16 protein-coding genes and 2 pseudogenes are annotated in these 20,987 nt (G+C 68.5%); 6 read left to right on the forward strand and 12 right to left on the reverse strand.

Features of this window, described 5'->3' with window-relative positions; genetic code table 11:
* The first annotated feature begins 68 nt into the window (after positions 1-68).
* Entirely contained in the window at positions 69-1,553 is a 1,485-nt protein-coding gene (locus EDD41_RS09665; RefSeq protein ID WP_123575753.1) for a DUF1846 domain-containing protein, read from the forward strand.
* A gap of 116 nt (positions 1,554-1,669) precedes the next feature.
* Here the strand turns inward: EDD41_RS09665 and EDD41_RS09670 are convergent, their stop codons facing one another.
* The 9 genes from EDD41_RS09670 to EDD41_RS09710 all read right to left on the reverse strand — a co-directional run bounded on the left by EDD41_RS09670 (position 1,670) and on the right by EDD41_RS09710 (position 12,265).
* Complete coding sequence (locus EDD41_RS09670) at positions 1,670-3,541, reverse strand: hypothetical protein (RefSeq protein WP_148060524.1); 1,872 nt, start codon at positions 3,539-3,541, stop codon at positions 1,670-1,672.
* Between the two features lie 133 nt (positions 3,542-3,674).
* Complete coding sequence (locus EDD41_RS09675) at positions 3,675-4,265, reverse strand: DUF1349 domain-containing protein (protein WP_123575755.1); 591 nt, start codon at positions 4,263-4,265, stop codon at positions 3,675-3,677.
* Between the two features lie 32 nt (positions 4,266-4,297).
* On the reverse strand, positions 4,298-4,975 hold the full coding sequence (locus EDD41_RS09680; RefSeq protein WP_245995606.1) for an N-acetylmannosamine-6-phosphate 2-epimerase: 678 nt from the start codon (positions 4,973-4,975) through the stop codon (positions 4,298-4,300).
* Positions 4,976-4,983: 8 nt separating this feature from the next.
* Complete coding sequence (locus tag EDD41_RS09685; RefSeq protein WP_123575757.1) at positions 4,984-5,916, reverse strand: ROK family protein; 933 nt, start codon at positions 5,914-5,916, stop codon at positions 4,984-4,986.
* On the reverse strand, positions 5,913-6,824 hold the full coding sequence (locus EDD41_RS09690; RefSeq protein ID WP_123575758.1) for a dihydrodipicolinate synthase family protein: 912 nt from the start codon (positions 6,822-6,824) through the stop codon (positions 5,913-5,915). Before EDD41_RS09690 ends, EDD41_RS09685 begins: the two co-directional genes overlap by 4 nt.
* A gap of 14 nt (positions 6,825-6,838) precedes the next feature.
* Positions 6,839-7,648, reverse strand: coding sequence for an ATP-binding cassette domain-containing protein (locus EDD41_RS09695; RefSeq protein ID WP_211336626.1), 810 nt, complete (start codon positions 7,646-7,648; stop codon positions 6,839-6,841).
* Entirely contained in the window at positions 7,645-9,615 is a 1,971-nt protein-coding gene (locus EDD41_RS09700; RefSeq protein ID WP_123575759.1) for a dipeptide/oligopeptide/nickel ABC transporter permease/ATP-binding protein, read from the reverse strand. The genes EDD41_RS09695 and EDD41_RS09700 overlap by 4 nt, the downstream gene beginning before the upstream one ends.
* 1 nt (position 9,616) lies before the next feature.
* Positions 9,617-10,582, reverse strand: a complete 966-nt coding sequence (locus tag EDD41_RS09705) for an ABC transporter permease (RefSeq protein ID WP_123575760.1) — start codon at positions 10,580-10,582, stop codon at positions 9,617-9,619.
* Between the two features lie 63 nt (positions 10,583-10,645).
* Positions 10,646-12,265 (reverse strand): ABC transporter substrate-binding protein, encoded by a 1,620-nt coding sequence (locus EDD41_RS09710; protein WP_123575761.1) that lies wholly within the window; start codon positions 12,263-12,265, stop codon positions 10,646-10,648.
* Positions 12,266-12,348: 83 nt separating this feature from the next.
* On the opposite strand from EDD41_RS09710, the gene EDD41_RS09715 reads away from it, so the two are divergent.
* Positions 12,349-13,050, forward strand: a complete 702-nt coding sequence (locus EDD41_RS09715; RefSeq protein ID WP_094763627.1) for a FadR/GntR family transcriptional regulator — start codon at positions 12,349-12,351, stop codon at positions 13,048-13,050.
* A gap of 3 nt (positions 13,051-13,053) precedes the next feature.
* On the opposite strand, the gene EDD41_RS09720 is transcribed toward EDD41_RS09715, so the two are convergent.
* Positions 13,054-14,922 carry a sialidase family protein gene (locus EDD41_RS09720; RefSeq protein WP_123575762.1) on the reverse strand — a complete coding sequence of 623 codons (1,869 nt, stop codon included), beginning with the start codon at positions 14,920-14,922 and terminating at the stop codon, positions 13,054-13,056.
* Positions 14,923-15,125: 203 nt separating this feature from the next.
* Between EDD41_RS09720 and EDD41_RS09725 the strand changes: the two genes are divergently transcribed.
* Both EDD41_RS09725 and EDD41_RS09730 read left to right on the forward strand, forming a co-directional pair.
* Positions 15,126-16,364, forward strand: a complete 1,239-nt coding sequence (locus tag EDD41_RS09725; RefSeq protein ID WP_094763630.1) for a sensor histidine kinase — start codon at positions 15,126-15,128, stop codon at positions 16,362-16,364.
* Positions 16,361-17,023, forward strand: a complete 663-nt coding sequence (locus tag EDD41_RS09730) for a response regulator (protein ID WP_094763631.1) — start codon at positions 16,361-16,363, stop codon at positions 17,021-17,023. Before EDD41_RS09725 ends, EDD41_RS09730 begins: the two co-directional genes overlap by 4 nt.
* A gap of 120 nt (positions 17,024-17,143) precedes the next feature.
* Here EDD41_RS09730 and EDD41_RS09735 read toward each other — a convergent pair.
* Positions 17,144-17,512: pseudogene (locus tag EDD41_RS09735) on the reverse strand (carbohydrate ABC transporter permease); the annotation flags it as partial.
* Between EDD41_RS09735 and EDD41_RS09740 the strand changes: the two are divergent.
* Positions 17,500-18,672, forward strand: a pseudogene (locus EDD41_RS09740) (phosphohexomutase domain-containing protein); the annotation flags it as partial. The pseudogenes EDD41_RS09735 and EDD41_RS09740 sit on opposite strands and share 13 nt — an antisense overlap.
* Before the next feature lie 116 nt (positions 18,673-18,788).
* Entirely contained in the window at positions 18,789-19,805 is a 1,017-nt protein-coding gene (galE, locus tag EDD41_RS09745) for a UDP-glucose 4-epimerase GalE (RefSeq protein WP_123575763.1), read from the forward strand.
* A gap of 115 nt (positions 19,806-19,920) precedes the next feature.
* Here galE and EDD41_RS09750 read toward each other — a convergent pair whose 3' ends face one another.
* A complete protein-coding gene (locus EDD41_RS09750) occupies positions 19,921-20,952 on the reverse strand; it encodes a LacI family DNA-binding transcriptional regulator (protein WP_094763633.1) in 1,032 nt (343 codons plus the stop codon).
* Positions 20,953-20,987: the final 35 nt, after the last annotated feature.

The raw sequence follows: 20,987 nt of genomic DNA on the forward strand, positions 1-20,987 counted from the left end.
AACAATCCCGACACATCCGGGGGCTAGGCTCTTCGCCGTCCACCGCACGTACCCGGGCAGGGAGCAGCATGCACAAGATCGGTTTTGACCGCCACCGTTACCTGGAGCTCCAGTCGAAGCACATCGAGGAGCGGCGCAAGCAGTTCGGCGGCAAGCTCTACTTGGAGTTCGGCGGAAAGCTCTTCGATGACATGCATGCGTCGCGTGTACTGCCGGGTTTCACTCCCGACAACAAGATCGAGATGCTCAAGACCTTGGCCGACGAGGCCGAGGTGGTCATGGTGGTCTCGGCCCGGGACCTGGAGAAGGTGCGCGCGGACCTCGGCATCACCTACGAGGACGACGTGCTGCGCCTGATCGACGCCTTCCGCAGCTATGAACTGCTGGTCTCCAGCGTCGTCATCTCCCACTGGAGCGATGACATCCGCGGAGCCAAGGCCTTCAAGCGCAAGCTGGAGCGCCTCGGCCTGAAGGTCTACCGCCACTACGTGATCAAGGGCTACCCCAATGACGTCGCGCACGTCGTCAGTGACCAGGGTTACGGCAAGAACGAGTACGTGGAGACCGATCGGGACCTGGTCGTCGTGACCGCCCCCGGGCCGGGCAGCGGCAAGATGGCCACCTGCCTGAGCCAGCTCTTCCACGACCACAAGCACGGCATCCCGTCGGGTTATGCCAAGTACGAGACCTTCCCGATCTGGAACCTGCCGCTGGACCACCCGGTCAACGTCGCCTATGAGGCGGCGACGGTGGACCTGGACGACGTGAACATGATCGACCCCTTCCACCTGGCCGCCTATGGCGAGCAGACGGTCAACTACAACCGAGACGTGGAGGTCTTCCCCGTCCTCAACCGTCTCTTCGAGCAGCTCTTGGGACAGTCGCCCTACAAGTCCCCGACGGACATGGGCGTCAACATGGCCGGCAAGGCGATCAGCGCCGACGAGGTGTGCCGCGAGGCCTCCAAGCAGGAGGTGATCCGTCGTTGGTACAAGGCACTGGTGCAGGAGCGTCGCGACGAGCTGGACTCCACGCTCAGTGACCGGGTGGCGCTGCTGATGAGCCAGCTGGGCATCGAGGGCACCGACCGTCCCGTCGTGAAGCCCGCGCTGGAGCTGGAGAAGAAGACCAAGGCCCCGGCCGCGGCGATCGAGCTGGCCGACGGGAGCATCGTGCTGGGCAAGACCTCGCCGCTGCTGGGTGCCTGTTCCGCGATGCTGCTCAATGCCTTGAAGCAGTTGGCCGGGATCGACCCCAAGGTGAACCTGCTGGCGCCGGAGAGCATCGAGCCCATCCAGACGCTGAAGACCCAGCACCTGGGCAGCAAGAACCCGCGCCTGCACACCGACGAGGTGCTGATTGCGCTGAGCGTCTCGGCCACACGCGACGAGAACGCCCGCCGGGCTCTGGAGAAGATCGCCGACCTGCGCGGCTGCGACGTCCACACCACCACCATCCTGGGCAGCGTCGACGAGGGCATCTTCCGCAACCTGGGCGTTCACGTGACCAGCGAGCCGGTCTTCCAGAACAAGGGGCTGTACCGCAAGCGCTGACATCCCACCATCCACACCGAAGGGGCCTCATCCGCATGTTCGAACGTGCGGGGGAGGCCCCTTTCGTGCGGATGAGGTGAGGGGCATCTCGATCTGGCCATTCACCGAACGCGGGACTAGGTCCGCGGGACTCCCGGGCCCTGGGTGCGCTGGCAGAGCTTCCAGTCCAGGACCAGGGTGCCGGTGCGGCCGGCCACCTCGATCACCGACGGCTTGCGGCCCACCTGGGTCCAGTCGCTGCGCAGGCGGGCGTAGTCGGTGTCCACCACCGCGCCGTCCACCACCAGCGGGCCACCCCAGGTGAGTTCGTGCATGTGGTCCGGCATGGTCCAGGTCAGCGTGTTCCGCACATGCGTGAGCCGGCACCGGCGCAGGTAGTCGACGAAGTGGTGCAGGGAACCGAAGTCCGAACGGTCGGCCACCATCACGCCCCAGCCGGTCACCAGGCCGCGCTGCACCAGCTCGGACTCATTGGCCATCTCGATCCGGTTAAGCGCCACGGAACCGAAGTAGGAGTCGTCGCGCCGCCCCGCCACCAGGTGATCGCAGAGCTTGGTCTCGTCGAAGGAGGCCGCCGGGAAGTAGAGGTGGCTCAGTTCATGACGTCGCCCCTCCAGGTAGCCCCGGCGTCCGCGCAGGTCGTAGAGCGCCAGCAACACATTGCGCACCTGCGCCACGTCGGGGCGGATGCCATTGCCCACCCAACCGGACGGGGTGGTCGGCCGCCCACCGCCCAGCAGCGTGGAGCCCGGGTGGGTGGAGAAGATCTGGATCTCCCCCGGCAGGGCCGCCACCCAGATGCTCTCCTGGTCACCGAAGCTGCCCGGCTGGTGGTGCTGCGCGCTGCTCAACAGGTAGTGGGGTGTGCGGTAGGTCTGCACATTCGCGCGCTCCAGCGCGGCACCCTGGGTCACCGGGTTCAGCGAGCGGACCAGCGCGGACATCACCCGTCGCGACGGCACCTTGCGGAAGGGAGCAAGGGGCGTCAGGAAGTTGTTCTGATCCAGGTGCAGCCGGTCCAGGGCCTCCATCGTCGGGCCGATGGACTCGGGCGTCGTGAAGGCCTCCATGGCCCAGAACAGGTTGAGTTCCGCGTCGCGCCTCCCGACGGCGTCGAGTTCCCGGCTACGGGCCACCTCGGACGGCACCTCGCGCAGCGTCAGGCCGTGCGAGGAGGTGATCAGGTGGTCCGCCTGGGCGAAGGCGATCTCGCGAATCACCTGCGGAATCCGGTAGCGCCTACGGGCCAGGAAGATCGACGTCGGCCGTTCCGGCACGAAGTCCGGCTTGGTGCGATAGAAGGCGCTGGCCACCACGGGCGCCACCTCCGAGCGGGCCGGGAAGGCCTTGAGCAGGGCGTCGGCCCGCCCGGCGGAGGCGACGAACTGGCCGTCGAAGCGGTGCAGCGCCAGGTCCAGCATCAGCAGGTCCAGCACCATGCTGGCGCGAGTGGTCAGCTCCTCGTCCTCGCAGTGTTCGACGAGCAGGGTGAGCGCGGAGATCTTGATGGCGTGGAAGGTGCCGGACAGCCACTCGTTGCAGCCGTGCCGGAAGCGATGCCCCAGCCAGTCGAGCAGCCGGGCGCGCGCCCGTGCCGCCTTCTGCTCGCCGCGGCGGCCGTCATTGCGGAAGATGCGGTCCGGGAAGTGGCTTGCGGCCAGGTACTCGCACACGGAGAAGGCCACCTGATGGCTCTCGCTCCAGTGGCACATCGAGTCCGTACCGCGCTCGTCCATCCAGTAGCGGAAACCCAGGATCGCGGATTCCATCCCCTCCCGCAGCACCTCCGGCAGCGCATCGCCCCCGTCCAGCAGCAGGGCGAGCACCACCATCATCTGGTGGTCGGCCAGGTCCACCCGGTCATTGATCTGCGCCAGGCCCTCTTCCAGCCACTCCGCGTCGAGCGTTCCGTCGGCGATGGCACGGGCGACGGCCGCATACCCGATGGCGCGCCCACCGGGCGCGCCCACCACGGGTGGCTGACTCATCGATCTCCCTGCTCCCTACTGACCGTGTGTAGTGATCTTGCACCCTACCGGGGTCCTCCCACATCCCCCGACGGTCGGAAATCCCCCTATGTGATAGATCATAATTCCTTTGTGACGCAGGACCGGTCCACTCTCACGGATGCAGGGAACCCTCCGCGGCAGTGCTCCGCCAGCTGGTGAAACGGACCACCAGGCCCGCACGCGTGGGAGCGCAGACCATGGGCCCGGCCTCCAGCTCCGCGTCCTCGGGCAGCGGCAGGACGCGCACCAGGCGGAAGTCCTCGTCGTCGACGCGGGCCCGCACGGTGACAGCGTCGCCACTGCGGGAGGCGCGGATGGTGACGCGACGGTCCACCCACTGCGGCACCGGCGCAACCGACCAGTCGGATGCGGGGTTCGTGACCACCGCACCCACCTGCGGCGTGCCGTCGGCGAACTCCAGCCCGGCCTTCACCCAGCAGTCCTCGGCGGCGCGCAGGAAGATGCCGGCCTGGTCGAACTGTTCCTCGAAGCGGGCGACGAAGCCCACCTCCACCGCACTGTCCTGGGGCATCGGGCGCACCAGGGCATGCTCCGTGTCGTGCACGAATCCGTAGGAGGTGGTGCGCCAGGCGTCGGAACCCTCCGCGGCCTCGACGAGCAGGTCATCGCCGTCCTGCTCCACGCGGACGGGCTCATGGGTCCAGCGCCCCTCGGACCAGGGGATCTCGCAACCGTTCTCCATGACCCCACGTTATCCCGCGTGGGAAGGCGGCCTCAGACCTGTTCCACTGCCTGGGCGAACCAGCCGGTGATGGTGCTGGGGTGGGTGATGGCCGTCCCGACGACGACGCAGTGGGCGCCTCGACGGATGGCCTCGGCGGCATCGGCAGGGCTGTGGATCCGTCCCTCGACGACGACGGGGCGCTCGGCCACGGCCAGGATCCGGTCGATCTCCTCCCAGTCCGGACCAGGGGTCTTCTCCCTTTCGCCGGAATAGCCCACCAAGGTGGTGCCGATCAGGTCGGCCCCGGCCTGCTGCGCCATCAGGGCGTCATCGGCCGAGCCGCAGTCGGACATCACCAGCACCTCGGGATGGCTCTGGCGCAGGCCCGCCACGGTCTCGGCGAAGCTCAGGCCATCCGGGCGGGGGCGACGGGTGCCATCCAGCGCCACCACCTCGCAGCCCTGGTCCGCCACCTGTCGGCAGCTGGCCAGCGTGGGGGTGATGTAGACGCCGGTGGCACCCTCCTTGACCAGCCCGATGATCGGCACCTGCAGCACGGCGCGCATGGCGCGCAGGTCTTCCAGCCCCTTGCCGCGAATGGCTGCCGCCCCGCCGACGACGGCGGCCTGCGCCACCTGGGCCATGGTGCGGGGGTCCAACATCGGCTCGCCGGGGTAGGCCTGGCAGGACACCACCAGGCGCCCCTTGAGCTGGTCCAACACGTCCATCGTGATCCTCATCTCGACTTGTGGTTCATGGTCATGGCGGCCCGGGCCGCGCCCAGGATCGCAGCCTGGGCGCCGAGCCGGGCCGGGAGCAGCTCGACGTCGGCCAGGGCGTCGATCACCTGGGCACGCAGGGTGGCCTCCATCCGCTGCCACCAGGGGCTGGACGGGTCGGCAAAGCCACCGCCGATCACCACCCGCTCGGGGTCCAGCAGGGTGACCAGGCCGGCGATGCCTCGGCCCAGGGCATCGGCGCCGTCCTGCACGGCGCGCAGCGCCAGCGGGTCCGACGAGATCCGCTCCGCCACCTCACGCCCGGAGGTGACCGTCGGGTCGCCCCCGAGTGCCAGGTATCGGCGCCAGATCCCGGGCCCGGCAGCCAGCGCCTCCAGGTGCCCGTCGCGGCCGCAGGGGCAGGGCAGCCCCTCGGCCCCGGGTACGGGGACGTGCGCAACCTCTCCGGCGACGTGGTGCGCCCCCATCAGCAGCCGGCCGCCCAGCACGACGGCGCCGCCCACGCCGGTGCCCACCGCCAGCATCAGGAAGGAGTCCACCCCTACCCCGGCGCCGCGCCAGTACTCGCCCAGGGCGTGGGCGTCGACGTCATTGTGCACGGCGAGCGGCACGCCCTCGGCCAGGCCCAGCCGGGAGCGCAGCCCGGCCCGCACATCGGTTCCCTTCCACTCCCGCAGGGTCTCGGTGGCGGAGACCACGACGCCCGCGGCGGCATCCACGGCCCCGGCGGTGCCCACCCCCAGCCCGGCGATCGGTTGGCCGGCGGCAGCCCGCAGCGCTGTGTCGGCGATGGCGTCCAGCAAGGCCTCCCGGCCGGCGTCTCCGGGTGTGGGGCTGGTGTGCACGGCGCCCAGCGCCCCGCCGACCCCGACCTGCGCGGCGGCAATCTTGGTTCCGCCGACGTCGACGCCCAGGAAGACCCTGTTCATGCCGTCAGCCCGACCTCCGCCAGAATCGCCTCGATGGCTGCGACATCACTGGTGGACAGCTCGTGCAAGGGCCGGGGCATGGTGGCCGAGGAGATGATGCCCAGGCTGGCCATGGCCTGCTTGAAGGCACCTATCCCGGCCGCATCCCCCGAACGGCCCTGCGGCACGAAGGCGATCTGGAAGAGCTTCAGCAGCCGGTCCTGTTCCGCGCGGCAGGCCTCCCAGTCGCCGGCCTGGGCCGCACGGTGGAGCCGGACATAGCCGTCGGGGTCCACATTGGCCAGGCCGGGCACGATGCCATCGGCACCCAGCAGGTACATCCCGTCGCACATCACCTCGTGCCCGCTGAGCAGGCTGAGCTCCACCCCGGCGGCGTCGCGTGCGGCCACCAGCATCCGGAAGGCCACGTCATCGCCGGAGGAGTCCTTCACCCCGACGACCACGCCCTCCTTGGCCAGCTGCACCAGCAGCGGAGCAGTGAGCTTGGTGTGCACGCGCACCGGCACGTCGTAGGCCATCACGGGCAGGGACGTGGCGGCGGCCACCATCCGGAAGTGCTCGGCGATCTCCTCGACGTCGTTGAGCGCGTACAGGGGCGCCGTCACCACGACCGCAGCGGCTCCGGCGCGTTCGGCTCGGCGGCACTGCTCGATCACCCGGGGGGCGGTCAGGTCCGCGGTTCCAGCCAGCACGGGCACCCGCCCGGCGGCGCGGGCCACGGCGCGTTCCACCACCTGGCTGCGCTGGTCGTCGGTCAAGTAGGCCACCTGACCCGAGGAGCCGAGCACGAACAGGCCGTGCACGCCGGCCGCGATCTGGGCGTCGACGAGGGAGTCGAGGCTCTCCAGGTCCGGTGATCCGTCGGGCTGCAGCGGGGTGACGAGTGGGGGGATGATGCCGGTGAACATGTTCTACCTTCCAGTCAGAGCAGTGCGGGGACGGCACCCAGCAGGGTGCGGGTGTAGTCGTGCTGGGGGTTGTTGAAGAGTTGGTCTGCCGGCCCGGTCTCGACGATTCGGCCGGCATTCATCACCGCCATCCGGTCGGACACGTAGCGCACCGTGGCGATGTCATGGCTGATGAAGACGATCCCGAGCCCGAGCGCCTGCTTCAGGTCGGTGAGCAGGTTCAGCACCTGGGCGCGCACCGAGACGTCGAGGGCGGAGGTGGGCTCGTCGGCGACGATCACGTCGGGGTCCAGGGCCAGGGCCCGGGCGATGGCGACGCGTTGTCGCTGACCGCCGGAGATCTGCCGGGGCAGCACGTCCAGCGCGGAGGTGGGCAGCCCCACCAGGCCGATCAGATCGCGCATCTTGCGGTCGCGCTCCGCGGCGGAGCCGATGCCGTGCACCACCAGCGGGTCGAGCAGCTGGTCCCGGATCACCATCCGCGGGTTCAGCGCGGTGGCCGGGTCCTGGAAGACGACGGACACCGCCCGCCCCAGCGTGCGCCGGTCGGCGGCACCATGCCGCAGGGGTTGCCCCCGGAAGAGCACCTCGCCGCTGGTGGGCGGCTGCAGCCCCACCAGCACCCGGGCCAGCGTGGACTTGCCGCAGCCGGACTCGCCGACGATCCCGACGGTCTCGGCGCGCGAGATCCGGAAGTCGACGTTGTTCACGGCATGCACCTGGCCGGGCCGGAAGAGCCCACCGGTGCGGGTGCGGTGGATGACATTGACGCCGCGCAACTCCAGGACCGGCGAGCCGGTGTCGGACATCTCCTCGGTGCTCATCGGGTGGCCTCCTCAGCCATTGCTGCGTTCGCATGACTGGCCCAGGCGTGTTCGGTGCCCGGCACCGTGACCAGCACCGGCCGGTGGTCCCGGCCGATCTCGGGGTGGCTGGAGCGGGGCGAGAAGCGGTCGCCGGGGACGAATTCCCGCGGCGAGGGCACCACGCCGGGCACCTGGTGCAGGCGTCCCTGACCGGACTCGATGGACAGCACGGCGCCGAGCAGGCCCCGGGTGTACTCATGCCGCGGGTCCAGCAGGATCTCCCGGGTGGGTCCGCTCTCCACCACCTGGCCGGCGTACATCACGGTGATCTTGTGCGAGACCGACGAGACCAGCGCCAGGTCGTGCGAGACGAAGACCATGGCGAAGCCGAGCTTCTCCCGTAGGTCGTTCAGCAGGTCGATCACCTGCTTCTGCACGGTCACGTCGAGGGCCGTGGTGGGCTCGTCGGCGATCACCAGCTTGGGATTGCGGGTCAGTGCCATGGCGATCAGCACTCGCTGCCGCTGGCCACCGGAGAGTTCGTGCGGGTAGCTGGCCAGGGTGCGCCGCGGGTCCAGACCGACCAGTTCCAGCAGTTCCTCGGCGCTGCGCTGGCCGCCGCGGGAGGTGAGCTGCTTGAGCTGGGTGCGGATCAGCATCGACGGGTTGAGCGAGCTGAGCGCGTCCTGGTAGATCATCGCGATCTCGTGTCCGCGCAGGTCGTTGTGCTGCTTGGGATTCAGCCCGAGCACGTCGACCCCGTCGAAGATGATCTGGCCGCTGAGCTCGGCGGAGGCCGACAGCAGGCCCATGATCGCCATCGAGGTGATCGACTTGCCGCAGCCGGACTCGCCGACCAGGCCCATCGTCTCCCCGGGGCGCACGCTGAAGGAGACGTCGTCGACGACGTTGACCTCACCGTGGGCACCGGGGAAGCGAATGGACAGGTTGCGAACCTCCAGCAGCGGCGCGGCATCGCCGGTGTAGACCAGGCGCGTGTCCCGGGAGGCCTCGAGCTTCGCCAGCGCGGCCAGCCGGTCCTCCAACGGGACGGCCTCGGTGGCCACCTGGGCGAGGGCGGGGGCGACGGCTGCCGTCGAGTCCTCCACCGGATCGTCCAGCCTGACCTTGCGCCGCAGGGTCGGGGAGACCATGGCGTCGGTCATCCCCTCGGAGAGGATGTTCAGCGCCAGCACGGTGAGCAGGATCGCCAGGCCGGGGAACATGGTGGCCCACCAGCCGCCCATCTGCAGCAGCTGCTTGCCGTCGGCCAGCACATTGCCCCACGACGGGTTCGGCGGCTTCACGCCGGCATTGATGAAGCTGAGCGAGGCCTCGAAGACGATCGCGTCGGCCACCAGCACGGTGGCGAAGACCAGGATCGGGGCGATGCAGTTGCGGGCGACGTGCTTGAGCAGGATCCGGCTGGTGCCCGAGCCCATCACCCGGCTGGCGCTGACGTAGTCCTCGCCGAACTGGGCCATCACATTGGCGCGCACCACCCGGGTCAGTTGCGGGGTGTAGAGGAAGGCGATGGCCAGGACCAGCACCGGCAGGGAGCTGCCCCAGACCGCCACGAAGACTGCGGCGAGGGCGATGCCGGGGAAGCTCATGATCACGTCGAGCACGCGCATCAGCAGTTCGGAGACCCACTTGTTGGCGGTGGCGGCAATCGATCCCAGCACCGCGGCGGCAGCCAGGGCCACCAGGGTGGCGGACAGTCCGATCACCAGCGACGCCCGGGCGCCGTGGACCACCCGGCTGAAGATGTCGCGGCCGATGGCATCGGTGCCGAACCAGTGCGTCCCGTCGGGGGCGCTGGCGGGAGTGTCGGAGGCCAACGGGTCGAACTGGGAGACGACCGGGGCCAGCACGGCCAGCAGGGCGACCAGGGTGAGCAGGGCCAGTGCGATCCGGGAACTGAGCGGCAGGGCGCGCAGCCGCAGTCCCGGCTCGCTGAGCTTCTGGGTGAGTTCTCGTCGCATCTCAGACCGTCCTGATTCGCGGGTTGACGAGGACGTAGAGCATGTCCACGAGGATGTTGATGACGATGAAGGCGATCGCCACGGTGAGCGTGACACCCTGCACCAGGAAGACGTCATTGCGGGTGACGCCGTCCAGGATCAGCTGGCCCATCGCCTGGATGTTGAAGATGATCTCGATGATCACCGCGCCACCCATCAGGTAGCCGACCCGCAAGCCCAGCACGGTGATCGGGGTGATCAGCGCATTGCGCAGCACATTGCGGGCAATCACGACGTGCTTGGGGATGCCGGCCCCGATCGCGGTGCGGACATAGTCGCGGTCGAGTTCCTCCACCATCGAGGTGCGCACGACGCGGGTCAGCGAGCCCGCCACCGGAACCCCCAGGGCGAAGGCGGGCAGGGAGATGTTGTTAAGCCAGATGGCGGGGTTCTCGGCGAAGGGCACCCACTGGGAGACCACTGCTGGGTAGAGCCCGGCACCACCGGGCACGGTGGACAGCCACTGGATCAGCAGGATCGCCAGCCAGAAGGAGGGCGTCGCCAGGCACGCGATGGAGACCACCCGGATCAACTGGTCCGGCCAGCGGTCCCGGAAGAGGGCGGCCAGCACACCGAAGAGCAGGGCCAGCACGACGGCGATCACCAGCCCCAGCAGGGTGAGTTGCAGGGTGATGGGAAAGGCCTTGGCGACGAACTGGGTCACCGGGACATTGCCGGCACTGATCCCCAGGTCACCGTGCAGCAGGTTGCCCAGGAAGTGCAGGTAGCGCACCAGGAGGGGGTCATCAAGTCCGTGTTCGGCGCGGTAGGAGGCCAGTGCCTCGGCCGAGGCGGACTCCCCCAGCGCCAGCCGGGCCGGGTCTGCGGGTGAGAAGGACATCACGAAGAAGACGAGGAAGGTCACGCCCAGCACCATTGCGGGCAGCGCCAGCAGTCGTCGGCCGATCAGTCTCAGCAGTGTGGTCATCAGGTCTTTCCAGCGGGTGTGCCGGGGGCGCTCGGCAGTGAGCGCCCCCGGCGTCGGATGGGACTACTTGGACGACGCGACGTCGATGAAGGACAGGCCGGTCAGGGCGATCGGCTTGAAGTCGGCCAGACTGGCCGCATCGAAGGCGGTGGTCGACTTGCGGTGCATCAGCGGGTAGAGCGGCACCGTCTCACTGAGCAGGTTGAAGGCCGTGCCCCAGGTGGCCTTCTGCTCCTCCCCGGTCTGCTTGACTGCCTCGTCCAACAGCGCCTGCACCTTGGTGAAGCTCTCCTGGCCCTTCCAGTGCATCCGGGAATCGGCCCAGGTGGGGTTGGAGTACCACCAGCGCATCAGCAGGTCCGGGTCCGCACCGAAGACCGACGGGTCACCGGGAGCGATCACGGCGTCATAGGCCTCAGGCTTGCCGTCGATGGTGTTGTAGACATCGGGCGACTTCTTCTCCGCGAAGTCGACGGAGATGCCCGCAGCCTCCAGGGCCTCCTTGATCAGCGGGGTGGCCTTCTTCACCCAGCCGTGGTCCGTGCACAGCAGCCGGATCTTCTTCAGCCCGGTCTCGGCGAACAGCTTCTTGGCCTTCTCGGCGTCGAAGGAGTAGACGGTGCTGGCCTTCTGGTAGGCGGGGTGCGCCTCGTCAAGGAAGCTGGTGGCGGGGGTGGCATTGCCGAGGTAGGCGGTCTTGATCACCTTTTCCATGTCGATCGCATACAGGAAGGCCTGCCGGTTGCGGACATCCTTGAAGGGCTCGGAGCCGCAGTTGAACATGGCGAACAGCACGGAGAAGCCCTGGACGGACTCGACGGTGGCCGCGCCCTTCAGGGTCTGGATGGACAGGTCGGGAACCAGGTCCATGGCCTGCACTGCCTTGGAGGTCATGGCATTGGTCCGGGTGGCCTCGTCGGGCATCACCTTCCAGACCATCTTGGCGGCCTTGGCCGGGTGGCTTCCCTTGTAACCATCGAAACGCTCGAAGACGAGTTCCTTGCTGGTGGCCGAGTTGTCGGTCATCTTCCACGGCCCGGTGCCGATCGGCTTTGCGTCGAAGGCCTTGGCGTCCTTGGTGCTGGCCGACTTGGGGACGATCTTGACCACCGCGAGCCGCTCGTTGACCAGCGAGAAGGCGTGCTTCAGCTTGATCGTGACGGTCTTGTCGTCCTTCTTGGTGACCCCGTCGAGGAAGGTCAGGAACTGCACGTACATGGACTCGTTCGCGGGGTCCAGCACTCGCTGGAAGCTGTGCACCACGTCGTCGGCGGTGACCGGGGTGCCGTCATGGAAGGTCGCACCCTCACGGATGACTGCTTCGTAGGTGGTGTCGTCCACCTTCTTGGGCAGTTCCTTGGCCACCGCAGGGTAGACCTCCCGGGTGCCCGTGGGCAGGATCTCGGTCAGTCCCTCCATGGTGTGCCAGTTGGCTGCCAGGCAGAGGGCGGCGCTGGTGGTCATCGGGTCGAAGCCGTTGGTTCCCAGTTCATAGCTGATGGCTGCCGTGATGGTGCCGTCCGCCTTCGGCTGGGCCGCCCCGGAGGAGCTGCCCTTGGCTTGGTCCGCCGGCGTGGCCCCACAGGCCGACAGGCCACCAGCGAAGGTTGCTGCCGCTGCCAGGGCGCCGCCGAGGCGCAGGAAGTCCCGTCGGGTGGCCGACGGGAAGAAGTCATTCGTCATTGAAGTCTCCTTGAGATATCAGACGTCCGATGTCCGATCTTGTGCCAGTATAGACCCATAGTCATGCCCGAAGGGAAGCACCCATGCCACGGCACAATCGAGACGACCGTTCCACCACCCGCGCGATCAAGAACCTCATCCTGGAGCGGGGGCTGCGGCCCGGCGATCCGATCCCCACGGAGGCCGAGCTGGTGGAGGAGATCGGCGTCTCCCGCTCCAGCATCCGCGAGGCAGTCCGCACACTGGTGGCCCTCGACATCCTGCAGGTGCGGCACGGAACCGGCACCTTCGTCGGGGGCCTGTCGCTGAGCCCCCTGGTGGAGGGCATGGTCTTTCGCGGAGTGCTGATGCCCGGCAAGAACCACCAGGCCCTGCGCGACGTCGTCGAACTGCGGCGCTGCCTGGACCTCGCCCTGGAGGAGCAGATCGTCGACGCACTGCACGGCAAGGACCCGAGCACACTGCGCACCGAGGTGGACGCGATGCTGGAATGTGCCCACCGTGGCGATCCGATCACCACGCACGACCGGCGCTTCCACCTGTTGCTCTCCGAGTGCGTGGACAACCAGTTCTATGCCCAGCTGGTGGCCGCCTTCTGGGACATCCACCAGCTGGTGGCACCCCAGCTGGGCGTCGCCTCGACCAGCGACCTGCAGGCCTCGGCCAGGGCACATGCCGGCCTGCTGGAGGCAGCCGTCGCGGGGGACTCGCAGCGCTACCGCGAAGCGATTGCGGCGCACTACGAGCCCATCCTGCGCAGCCTGGAGGCCCACTCGCGGGCCTGATGATCACCCCAGGGACACGGCCTCCGCGCGGTGCTCCACCACCGTGGTGTCCTCACCCGAGACCGACGTCCACGTGGTGATCGGGGTGAAGGACCCGCGGTCCAGGTCCTCCTGGGTCACGACGTGGTGGGCACTGCTGCAGGTGTACTGCGCCCCCGCCGCGAGCCCGCGCCACCGGCAGTTCTGGGCATCCACCGCGGGGTCGAGGCCCCGCAGATTCCCCTGCGGCGTCACCGTCGTGGGAGCGTCCGAGAGGTTGCTGACCCGGTAGCGGAAGTCCAGCCGATCCCCCACCCGGTAGGTCGAGCGGGGATTGGTCAGCGTACCGCCAGTCACCTCGATCCTCCCCGGCACCTCGCTGGGAATCCGCGGCACCACCACCGTGACCGAACCAGTGGCGGTACGCCCCGAGCGATCGGTCACCACGACGGGCAGCCGGTAGCTACCCCCCTTCCCGCTGGCCGGCACCTGCACGTCGAGCGGAAGGGTCGTGCTCCTGCCGGGGAGGAGCTTGCCCACCTGCCCGACGCTCACGGTCCACCCCTGCGGCGCCTCGACCCGCACGGCTCCGATCTTCTGCACCGGCCCCCACTGGTTGGTCAGGCGGATGGAGCTGGCGGCCCGGCTCCCCCGCTCGATGGTGAGCTGCTGGGCCGGCTCGATGCCGGTGCACATCCCCTTGATCCATGCCAGGTTGAACGTGGCGAAGACGATGCCGTTGTGCCCCGGCTCATAGGCCAGCCCGACCTTCCCATCGGGCAGCGTGGCCAGGGTGGAGTAGGCCATCGCACCGGCGCGGAACTCCCGGGCAATCGGCCAGCTGGCCCCGTCGTCGCAGCTGGCTCGAACCGTGCCATGGGCCCGCTCGGTCTGGCTCGCGGCATTCGAGAAGAGCAGCACCTTCGCCTCCCGGCTGCCAGCAGGGGCATCGGGGAAGGCGCGGATGATCGATCCGTTGTTGGCCGGGTCCGGCAGCTCCTCGTCCACGCTCACGGGCCCGTAGCTGGCACCACCGTCGGAGGAGATCGCGACCTTGCGGTACCCGGAGCGGCCCGAGTCCCGCGAGTTGAGCATCACGCGACCATCGGACAGTTCCACCACCTTGTTCTCGTCCATCCGGCTGCCGACGGGCCTGCCCGACTGCCAGGTCTGCCCATGGTCGTCGGAGAAGATCGTGACCGCCTGGAAGTCCCCGGATGCGGTGACGATGGTGAACTGCTGGAGCAGACGCCCCGCATACTGTCCGTGGCGGAGCTGAATGCCCTGGCCAGAGGCCGCAAATCGAGACCTGACAGTCAGGTCGGGCGTGATGTCGGCGGTGATGGTGCGATGCTGCCACGTACGGCCTTCATCCGTGGAAGAGCTCACCTCCGCGTGCAGCACGCCACGGTCATCGGGGTCGACGCCGGGGTGCGAGCCCATCAGCCCGACGTCGGCGGAGCGAACATGGAAGTTGAAGATCGTCCCGGTTGTCCGGTCCACCACATAACTCGGGTCGGAGAAGCCGCTGATCGGAGCACTCGCCTGACCGGCATGGACGGCCGTCTGGGGCTGCCAGGTGCGGCCACCGTCGGTGGAACGGCGCTGCAGGATCGAGTTGGGTCCCGGAGCGTCGATGCCCGTGGGGCGGCCGTCATAGGAAGTCAGCAGGTCACCACCGGGCGCGACGGCCAGGGCGGGAATGCGGTAGTTCGGGAAGACCCCGTCGCCACCCATGGCGAGCGTCTGCTCCGTGTAGCTGGGCCGGCCAGCCCAGAAGGGGTCGAGCGGTCGATCGGTCGAGGCCCGGGCTGGCACACCGGCCGAGGCCAAGGCGACACCAACCATCATGGTCAGGCTGCCGACCAGGGCCGCGGGCTTCATTGCACGCATGGGTTTTCGTCCTCTCTGCACTACATCATCGGATGTCTGATGTCTTGACTCGCACGCTAGGGAATCCGACAGGAACGGTCAATGGATGACCCCCGGAATGCGCAACCCCACTGAGCAATCCGCACGATCAGGGACCGCGGTCCATCAGCAACCAACCACGGTCCGACGGCACCGACCCGCCCGGGTGCCTAGGCTGACCTTCGATGAACACCCTGCGCAGCAGCTTCGACGAGCTCGGGCACGCCACCTGGTCCCTGGACCTGGCCGTGGCCGGGCTGCTCTTCGTCGGCACCGTGCTGCCGATGGCGCTGTTCGGGTACGGGAACGACGTCATCCTCGCGCTCCTGCTGGGCACCGCCATGTGCGCCGCCGTGGTGCTGCGCCGTCGCAACCCGATGCTCGCCCTGGCGCTGGTCACGGTCTTCTGCCTGCTCCACGTCGTGGTCCTGCCCTACCCGACGCCGGCCATCGCGACCGTCCTGCTGGTGGCCTACTCGGTGGCGCGCTGGGTTCCCGGCCGCCGCTCGCGATGGGTGCTCGGCCTCGGCGCCCTGGGCTCGGTGCTCGGGCCGCTGCGCTGGTCCACCGGCTACTACTGGAACCTCGGGTCCTGGGCGGTCGGAGCCACCGTCGTCCTGCTCGAGGTGTGCGTCTGCGCCGGCCTGGTGGTCACCTGCTATGCCATCGGCCGACGGGTCCGGGAGTCGGCGGAGGCGACGCGGGCCCGCACCTTGGCCGAAGCGGAACGCCGCGCCCTGGAGGTCTCCGAGCGGGAACAGTCCGCACGGATGACCGAGGCCAATGTCCGGGCCCAGATCGCCCGCGAACTGCACGACATCGTCGCCCACTCACTGTCCGTGATGATTGTCCAGGCGGAGGGTGGCCGGGCACTGGCCGAGAAGAAGCCCGAGCGGGCCGTCGAGGCCCTGGACACCATCGCCGAGACCGGGCGCGAGGCCCTCACGGAGATGCGACGCATCGTCGGGGTGCTGCGCGGGGCGGCCCAGGAGGGCGCCGTCTACGCACCCACCCCCGGGCTCGCGGACATCCCGGAGATGGTCTCCCGCAGCGATGACCGGGTGCACCTCTACGTGGAGGGAGAGGCCCCTGACGTCCCGTCGACACTGGGGCTGACGGTCTTCCGCGTCGTCCAGGAGGCCGTCACCAACTTCCTCAAGCACGCCGGGGCCCAGGCCAACTGCACCGTCACCCTCACCTACTCCCCGTCGCTGGTCGTCGCCGAGATCAGCGACGACGGTCTGGGCGCCGCGTCCACCACCTCCGACGGCACCGGTCACGGCCTGGAGGGGATGCGGGAACGCGTCGCCTCCATGCACGGCCAGCTGCTGGCCCAGCCCAAGACCACCGGGGGTTTCCTGGTGCGCGCCATCCTCCCCATCCCACTCAAGTCCGATTCCGTTGCTGCACAGGAGATCCGATGACCCAGACACCCATTCGCGTGCTGTTGGCCGATGACCAGGCGCTGGTGCGCAGCGGTTTCAGGATGCTGATCGAGGCCGAGGACGACATGGACGTCGTCGGCGAGGCCAATGACGGCCAGGAGGCGCTGCAGATCCTGCAGTCCCGCCCGGTGGACGTGGTGCTGATGGACATCCGGATGCCGGTGATGGACGGCGTCGAGGCCACCCGACGGCTGGTGGCCTCCGGTGCCCCCACCCGGGTGCTGGTGCTGACCACCTTCGACCTCGACGAGTACGTCTTCGCCGCGCTGAAGGCCGGGGCCTCGGGCTTCCTGCTGAAGGATGCCCGCCCCACCGAACTGCTGAACGCCATCCGCACCGTGGCGGCGGGCGACGGGGTGCTGGCCCCGTCCGCCACCCGGCGGCTGCTGGAACACGTCGCCCCCAGCCTGCCGTCGTCCCCCGGAGGCGCCGACCCTCGGCTGGAGCTGCTGACGGACCGGGAGCGGGAGGTGCTGGTGGAGATCGCCCACGGCGCCACGAACCAGGAGATCGCGGCGACGCTCTACATGGCGGAGGGCACCGTGAAGACCCACATCGGCCGGCTGCTGGCCAAGCTGCACGCCCGGGACCGCGTTGGCCTGGTGCTCTTCGCCCACGAGGTGGGCCTCACCCGGTAGGTGCGATTCTCCAGCCAGGGTCGAGGACGGGGAGGCGGAGCCTCCCCTCCGAGACCCCGAAAAGCCAACGACAACCCCCGGGACCAGGCCGACGCGACCCGTGACGATACCGCCCGCGAACTAACCCTTGACGGCGCCGGCCGCCAGGCCGGACTGCCAGCGCTTCTGAAGGCCCAGGAAGAGCACGACCAGCGGGATGACACCGAGCAGCGCGCCCTGCAGCACCGCACCGTACTGCGGGTTGAAGTAGCTCATCATGCCGTAGAGGCCCAGGGTGACGGGCTTGAGCTCGGCGGAGTTGATCATCATCAACGGCAGCAGGAAGTTGTTCCAGGTGGCCACGAAGATGAACAGGAAGATGGTCACCATCGCCGGGGCGAGCAGCCGCAGGACCATCGTCGCGAAGATGCGGAATTCCCCGGCGCCGTCGATCCGCGCCGACTCCAGGATCTCGTCGGGCACCGAGGACTGGGCGTAGACCCGGCCCAGTGCGCAACAAGGGCTGCGGCTACGGCATGGCCGTCACGGCATCGCACAACCCCGCCAGCTACAACGGGATCAAGGTCTTCACCGAGGGAGGCCGGGATGCGGCCGCCGAGATCACCGACAGCCTCCAGCAGGAGATCAACGCAGTCACCGACGCCGACGTCCGCAGCATCCCCACCCACGAGGTGCGCACCCATCGGCTGGTGACCGTGCAGACCTCCATGAACTGGTACATCGACGCCATCCTGGACCAGCTCGACGTCGACACCATTCGCCACCAGCACCTGCGGATCGTGCTCGACCCCATGTTCGGCGTCTCCCAGACCTGCCTGCAGACCATCCTGATGACCGCCCGCTGTGACATGGAGGTGATCCACTCGCGGCACGACGCCCTGTTCGGCGGACGGATGCCTTCCCCCCAGATGGAGACCCTGCACGAGCTGCGCCGTGCCGTCCTGGAGCAGGGCGCGGACATCGGCATGGCCACCGACGGTGATGCCGACCGGCTGGGCATCTTCGACGACCGCGGCAACTACCTCTCCGCCAACCAGCTGATGGTGCTGCTCTACGAGTACCTGATGACCGGCAAGGGATGGAGTGGTGACGTGGTGCGCAACCTGGCCACCACCCACCTGCTGGACCGGGTGGCCGCCGCCCACGGGCAGCAATGCCACGAGGTACCCGTGGGCTTCAAGCACATCTCGGCCAAGATGACCGAGACGGGTGCGGTGATCGGCGGCGAGAGCTCCGGTGGCCTCACGGTGCGCGGGCACATCGCCGGCAAGGACGGCGTGTACGCGGGCTCGCTGCTGGTGGAGATGCTGGCCCACAGCGGCCGCAAGCTCTCCGAACTGTGGGACGAGGTGGTGGAGCGCTACGGACGCCTCGAGATGGTGGAGACGGCCTGGAAGTTCACCCCTGCCCGGCGCGCGGAGCTGATGGCCACCCTCTTCGATCGGCGCGAGCTGCCGGGCTTCGACGTCGAGGTGGAGCACACCTCCTACCTGGACGGGGTCAAGGTCTTCCTGGCCGACGGTGGCTGGCTGGTGGCCCGCTTCTCCGGGACCGAGCCGGTGCTGCGGATCTTCGCCGAGCGTGAGACCGAGGAGCAGGCCCGGGCCACGGTGGACCGGATGGTCGAGTTCCTGGGCCTCGTCGACTGAGGGAAGGGGACGCCCCAGCCCTCGTCCACCCCCGCGGCCGATCCTGTCGAGGCCCCTTCCCACGCCCTTCCCAGCCGCCCGACTAGTCTGGGAAGCAGTCCACGAAAGGTTCACCCATGCGCGTCCTCGTCACCGGCGGTGCCGGTTACATCGGTTCCCACACAACCCTTGCCCTGTTGGAGAAGGGTCATGAGGTACTGGTCGTCGACGACCTGTCCAACAGCTCGCAGGAGTCCCTGCGACGCGTCGCCCAACTGACCGGCCGCACCCCCGGCTTCGTCGAGGCCAATGTCCGCGACGAGAAGGCGATGGACGCCGCCTTCGCGGACTTCCAGCCCGAGGCCGTGATCCACTTCGCCGGCTGGAAGGCCGTCGGCGAGTCCACCGAGATCCCGCTGACCTACTACCGGGAGAACCTGGGCTCCACCTTCACCCTGCTGGAGGCGATGGCCAAGCACGGGTGCAAGACCATCGTGTTCAGCTCCTCCGCCACGGTCTACGGCGACATCTCCGAGCCGCCCTTCACCGAGGACTTCCCGACGGGCGCCACAAACCCGTATGGCCGCACCAAGCTGATGATCGAGCAGATCCTGGCCGACGTCGCCGCCGCAGACCCCGAACTGCGGGTGGGGGTGTTGCGCTACTTCAACCCGATCGGCGCCCACGAGTCCGGCCGGATCGGTGAGGACCCCAAGGGGATCCCGAACAACCTGCTGCCCTTCGTCGCACAGGTGGCGGCCGGACGTCGCGAGAAGCTGATGGTCTTCGGCGATGACTACCCGACCCCCGACGGCACCGGTACCCGCGACTACATCCACGTCGTGGACCTGGCCGACGGACACCTGGCCGCCCTGGACCAGCTGACCGAGCACGACGGCTACCACGTCTGGAACCTGGGCACCGGGCAGCCGAACTCCGTGCTGGACATCGTCCACGCCTTCGAGGCAGCCTCCGGCGTCACGATCCCCTATGAGGTGGTTCCCCGCCGCGCCGGAGACACCGCCTCCTCCTATGCCGACGTATCGCTGGCCCAGCAGGAATTGGGCTGGAGCGCGAAGAAGACCGTCGCCGACGCCTGCGCCGACACCTACCGCTGGCAGTCCGCCAACCCGAACGGCTTCGCCGGCGCCTGAGCTCCCGCCCCGACCCCTGAGCCTGTCGAAGGGGGATTCAGAACAGATGCAGAGCGACCCCCTCAGCGCAACTATTGCGTTAAGGGGGTCGCTTTGCATCTGTTGCGAATTCTGATCATTCCTGCGCGGGGCTGACCGGCATGACCGGCTCCCGCATGGTGACGCTCCCTTGGAGCAGGACGGGCTCGGGGAGGGTGCCCTCGGGATCCTTCAGCTGCGCGATGATGGCCTCCACCAGCAGGTGCACCGCCATCTCCACCGGCTGCCCCACCGAGGACATCCCCAGCGCACGGGCCACCGGGGAGTCGTCGAAGCCGATCACCGGCATCGTCTGGTAGCTGTCGGGGAAGGCATTTCTCAGGTGCACCAGCGCCCCGAAGGCCAAGGAGTCCGAGGGACAGACGAAGGCCGTGGCACCGCGGGCCACCAGCTCGCGGGCCGCGGAGACGCCGGTCTCGATGGAGTCGACGCCGTGGGTGTCCATCTGCGAGAGGTCGACGTGCGGCTGGGCCTGCGTCATCGCCTCCTGCCATCCGCGTCGACGGTCGTCGCCGGGGCCGGATCCTGCCTCAATCCCCACGAAACCGATGCGCTCGTGCCCGCGCGCGAGGAAGTCCCGGGTGGCCGCAGCAGTGGCGCCGGCACCGTCGACATCCACCCAGTAGTGGGAGAGCTCGTCGTCGCCCCATGGCCGGCCGAAGGTCACGACCGGGATCTGGCGCTGCGCGAGAACCCGTGGGCGCTCATCATGCTCACTGGTCCCGGACAGCAGGCATCCGTCGATGGATCCCTTGTCGTACAGCGCGCACAGCTGCTGCAGTTCATCCCGGTCGTCGATGGCCGTGATGGGCATGATGTTGTAACTGCGTGCCCTCGCCTCACTGACGAGGCGGTGCAAGAAGCGATCCATCACGGCGCCATAGATCCCGTCGGAGGATGGGTAGATCCGCATGGCGAGAGTGCCGGACTTCTGCTTGCGCAGGGCCTGGGCCGCCTGGTTGGGGCGATACCCGCTCGCCTCGATGGCCTTCCGCACACGGTCCCGGGTCTCCGGCTTGACCAGGTGCGGGGAATTCAGGACATTGGAGACGGTCTGTCTGGACACGCCAAGTTCCTTGGCCAGACTGACCAATGTTGGCCGGCCCATGCCGCACCTCACTTCATCGTGGCTTGCCGCAGGGC

This window comes from Luteococcus japonicus, assembly GCF_003752415.1.
Lineage (GTDB): Bacteria > Actinomycetota > Actinomycetes > Propionibacteriales > Propionibacteriaceae > Luteococcus > Luteococcus japonicus.

What these genes read in the sequence shown, in the direction of transcription:
- EDD41_RS09665 (WP_123575753.1), top strand. Translation starts at nt 69, where the DNA reads ATGCACAAGATCGGTTTTGACCGCCACCGTTACCTGGAGCTCCAGTCG.
- EDD41_RS09670 (WP_148060524.1), bottom strand. Translation starts at nt 3,541, where the DNA reads ATGAGTCAGCCACCCGTGGTGGGCGCGCCCGGTGGGCGCGCCATCGGG.
- EDD41_RS09675 (WP_123575755.1), bottom strand. Translation starts at nt 4,265, where the DNA reads ATGGAGAACGGTTGCGAGATCCCCTGGTCCGAGGGGCGCTGGACCCAT.
- EDD41_RS09680 (WP_245995606.1), bottom strand. Translation starts at nt 4,975, where the DNA reads ATGGACGTGTTGGACCAGCTCAAGGGGCGCCTGGTGGTGTCCTGCCAG.
- EDD41_RS09685 (WP_123575757.1), bottom strand. Translation starts at nt 5,916, where the DNA reads ATGAACAGGGTCTTCCTGGGCGTCGACGTCGGCGGAACCAAGATTGCC.
- EDD41_RS09690 (WP_123575758.1), bottom strand. Translation starts at nt 6,824, where the DNA reads ATGTTCACCGGCATCATCCCCCCACTCGTCACCCCGCTGCAGCCCGAC.
- EDD41_RS09695 (WP_211336626.1), bottom strand. Translation starts at nt 7,648, where the DNA reads ATGAGCACCGAGGAGATGTCCGACACCGGCTCGCCGGTCCTGGAGTTG.
- EDD41_RS09700 (WP_123575759.1), bottom strand. Translation starts at nt 9,615, where the DNA reads ATGCGACGAGAACTCACCCAGAAGCTCAGCGAGCCGGGACTGCGGCTG.
- EDD41_RS09705 (WP_123575760.1), bottom strand. Translation starts at nt 10,582, where the DNA reads ATGACCACACTGCTGAGACTGATCGGCCGACGACTGCTGGCGCTGCCC.
- EDD41_RS09710 (WP_123575761.1), bottom strand. Translation starts at nt 12,265, where the DNA reads ATGACGAATGACTTCTTCCCGTCGGCCACCCGACGGGACTTCCTGCGC.
- EDD41_RS09715 (WP_094763627.1), top strand. Translation starts at nt 12,349, where the DNA reads ATGCCACGGCACAATCGAGACGACCGTTCCACCACCCGCGCGATCAAG.
- EDD41_RS09720 (WP_123575762.1), bottom strand. Translation starts at nt 14,922, where the DNA reads ATGCGTGCAATGAAGCCCGCGGCCCTGGTCGGCAGCCTGACCATGATG.
- EDD41_RS09725 (WP_094763630.1), top strand. Translation starts at nt 15,126, where the DNA reads ATGAACACCCTGCGCAGCAGCTTCGACGAGCTCGGGCACGCCACCTGG.
- EDD41_RS09730 (WP_094763631.1), top strand. Translation starts at nt 16,361, where the DNA reads ATGACCCAGACACCCATTCGCGTGCTGTTGGCCGATGACCAGGCGCTG.
- galE (WP_123575763.1), top strand. Translation starts at nt 18,789, where the DNA reads ATGCGCGTCCTCGTCACCGGCGGTGCCGGTTACATCGGTTCCCACACA.
- EDD41_RS09750 (WP_094763633.1), bottom strand. Translation starts at nt 20,952, where the DNA reads ATGGGCCGGCCAACATTGGTCAGTCTGGCCAAGGAACTTGGCGTGTCC.